Source organism: Streptomyces thermodiastaticus (assembly GCF_014656135.1).
GTDB classification, from domain to species: Bacteria; Actinomycetota; Actinomycetes; order Streptomycetales; family Streptomycetaceae; genus Streptomyces; species Streptomyces thermodiastaticus.
Genome location: NZ_BNBV01000057.1, coordinates 1,904 through 5,172 on the forward strand (window position 1 = coordinate 1,904; position 3,269 = coordinate 5,172).

Annotated in this window: 1 rRNA gene; it reads left to right on the forward strand. The window is 58.2% G+C overall.

The features are described from left to right. Positions 1 to 131: 131 nt before the first annotated feature. Positions 132 to 3,257: ribosomal RNA gene (locus IE286_RS26735) — 23S ribosomal RNA — on the forward strand. The last annotated feature ends 12 nt before the right edge of the window (positions 3,258 to 3,269 follow it).

Below are 3,269 nucleotides of genomic sequence, written 5' to 3' on the forward strand. Positions count from 1 at the left end.
CCGGGCACGCTGTTGGGTCCTGAGGGAACGAGGTTTTCCTCAGTGCCGGCCCCGGTGTAGGTCTGCGTGAGCGGGCTGTGACGGGTGGCTGGTCGTTGTTTGAGAACTGCACAGTGGACGCGAGCATCTGTGGCCAAGTTTTTAAGGGCGCACGGTGGATGCCTTGGCACCAGGAACCGATGAAGGACGTGGGAGGCCGCGATAGGCCCCGGGGAGTCGTCAACCAGGCTTTGATCCGGGGGTGTCCGAATGGGGAAACCCGGCAGTCGTCATGGGCTGTCACCCGCTGCTGAACACATAGGCAGTGTGGAGGGAACGCGGGGAAGTGAAACATCTCAGTACCCGCAGGAAGAGAAAACAACCGTGATTCCGGGAGTAGTGGCGAGCGAAACTGGATGAGGCCAAACCGTATGCGTGTGAGACCCGGCAGGGGTTGCGTATGCGGGGTTGTGGGATTGCTCTTCTGCGGTCTGCCGGCCGTGGGGCGAGTGAGAAACCGTTGATGTAGGCGAAGGGCATGCGAAAGGCCCGGCGTAGAGGGTAAGACCCCCGTAGTCGAAACGTCAGCGGCTCGCTTGAGTGATTCCCAAGTAGCACGGGGCCCGAGGAATCCCGTGTGAATCTGGCGGGACCACCCGCTAAGCCTAAATATTCCCTGGTGACCGATAGCGGATAGTACCGTGAGGGAATGGTGAAAAGTACCCCGGGAGGGGAGTGAAATAGTACCTGAAACCGTGTGCCTACAAGCCGTGGGAGCGTCGGACGTCAGCTTGCTGGTGTCTCGTGACTGCGTGCCTTTTGAAGAATGAGCCTGCGAGTTTGCGGTGTGTTGCGAGGTTAACCCGGGTGGGGTAGCCGTAGCGAAAGCGAGTCCGAAGAGGGCGTTTGAGTAGCACGCTCAAGACCCGAAGCGGGGTGATCTAGCCATGGGCAGGTTGAAGCGGAGGTAAGACTTCGTGGAGGACCGAACCCACCAGGGTTGAAAACCTGGGGGATGACCTGTGGTTAGGGGTGAAAGGCCAATCAAACTCCGTGATAGCTGGTTCTCCCCGAAATGCATTTAGGTGCAGCGTCGTGTGTTTCTTGCCGGAGGTAGAGCACTGGATAGGCGATGGGCCTTACCGGGTTACTGACCTTAGCCAAACTCCGAATGCCGGTAAGTGAGAGCGCGGCAGTGAGACTGTGGGGGATAAGCTCCATGGTCGAGAGGGAAACAGCCCAGAGCATCGACTAAGGCCCCTAAGCGTGCGCTAAGTGGGAAAGGATGTGGAGTCGCAGAGACAACCAGGAGGTTGGCTTAGAAGCAGCCATCCTTGAAAGAGTGCGTAATAGCTCACTGGTCTAGTGATTCCGCGCCGACAATGTAGCGGGGCTCAAGCGTACCGCCGAAGTCGTGTCAATCCAGCGTGATGCCTTAACGGGTGCTGGGTTGGGTAGGGGAGCGTCGTCTGCCGGGTGAAGCAGCCGTGGAAGCGAGTTGTGGACGGTTGACGAGTGAGAATGCAGGCATGAGTAGCGATTCACACGTGAGAAACGTGTGCGCCGATTGACCAAGGGTTCCTGGGTCAAGCTGATCTGCCCAGGGTAAGTCGGGACCTAAGGCGAGGCCGACAGGCGTAGTCGATGGATAACCGGTTGATATTCCGGTACCCGCTGTGAAGCGCCAAACATCGAATCCGGTGATGCTAAGCCCGTGAAGCCGCCTGTTGCCGTCTTTGACGGCAGTGGGAGTGGTGGAGCCGGTGGCCCGAGCTGGTAGTAGGTGAGTGATGGGGTGACGCAGGAAGGTAGTCCATCCCGGGCGGTGGTTGTCCCGGGGTAAGGGTGTAGCCCGAGTGGTAGGTAAATCCGCCGCTCATGTGAGGGTGAGACCTGATGCCGAGCCGATTGTGGTGAAGTGGATGATCCTATGCTGTCGAGAAAAGCCTCTAGCGAGTTTCATGGCGGCCCGTACCCTAAACCGACTCAGGTGGTCAGGTAGAGAATACCGAGGCGTTCGGGTGAACTATGGTTAAGGAACTCGGCAAAATGCCCCCGTAACTTCGGGAGAAGGGGGGCCAGTCCTGGTGAAGGGCCGTGCGTCTGGAGCTGGGGTTGGCCGCAGAGACCAGCGAGAAGCGACTGTTTACTAAAAACACAGGTCCGTGCGAAGCCGTAAGGCGATGTATACGGACTGACGCCTGCCCGGTGCTGGAACGTTAAGGGGACCGGTTAGCTGGCTTTCGGGTCGGCGAAGCTGAGAACTTAAGCGCCAGTAAACGGCGGTGGTAACTATAACCATCCTAAGGTAGCGAAATTCCTTGTCGGGTAAGTTCCGACCTGCACGAATGGCGTAACGACTTCTCGACTGTCTCAACCATAGGCCCGGTGAAATTGCACTACGAGTAAAGATGCTCGTTTCGCGCAGCAGGACGGAAAGACCCCGGGACCTTTACTACAGTTTGATATTGGTGTTCGGTTCGGCTTGTGTAGGATAGCTGGGAGACTGTGAAGCCTGGACGCCAGTTCGGGTGGAGTCGTCGTTGAAATACCAGTCTGGTCGTGCTGGATGTCTAACCTGGGTCCGTGATCCGGATCAGGGACAGTGTCTGATGGGTAGTTTAACTGGGGCGGTTGCCTCCTAAAGGGTAACGGAGGCGCCCAAAGGTTCCCTCAGCCTGGTTGGCAATCAGGTGTTGAGTGTAAGTGCACAAGGGAGCTTGACTGTGAGACCGACGGGTCGAGCAGGGACGAAAGTCGGGACTAGTGATCCGGCGGTGGCTTGTGGAAGCGCCGTCGCTCAACGGATAAAAGGTACCCCGGGGATAACAGGCTGATCTTCCCCAAGAGTCCATATCGACGGGATGGTTTGGCACCTCGATGTCGGCTCGTCGCATCCTGGGGCTGGAGTCGGTCCCAAGGGTTGGGCTGTTCGCCCATTAAAGCGGTACGCGAGCTGGGTTTAGAACGTCGTGAGACAGTTCGGTCCCTATCCGCTGTGCGCGTAGGAGTCTTGAGAAGGGCTGTCCCTAGTACGAGAGGACCGGGACGGACGAACCTCTGGTGTGCCAGTTGTTCTGCCAAGGGCATGGCTGGTTGGCTACGTTCGGGAGGGATAACCGCTGAAAGCATCTAAGCGGGAAGCCTGCTTCGAGATGAGGGCTCCCACCCACGTGATGGGGTAAGGCTCCCAGTAGATGACTGGGTTGATAGGCCGGATCTGGAAGCACGGTGACGTGTGGAGGTGACCGGTACTAATAGGCCGAGGGCTTGTCCTCAGGTGCTCGCGT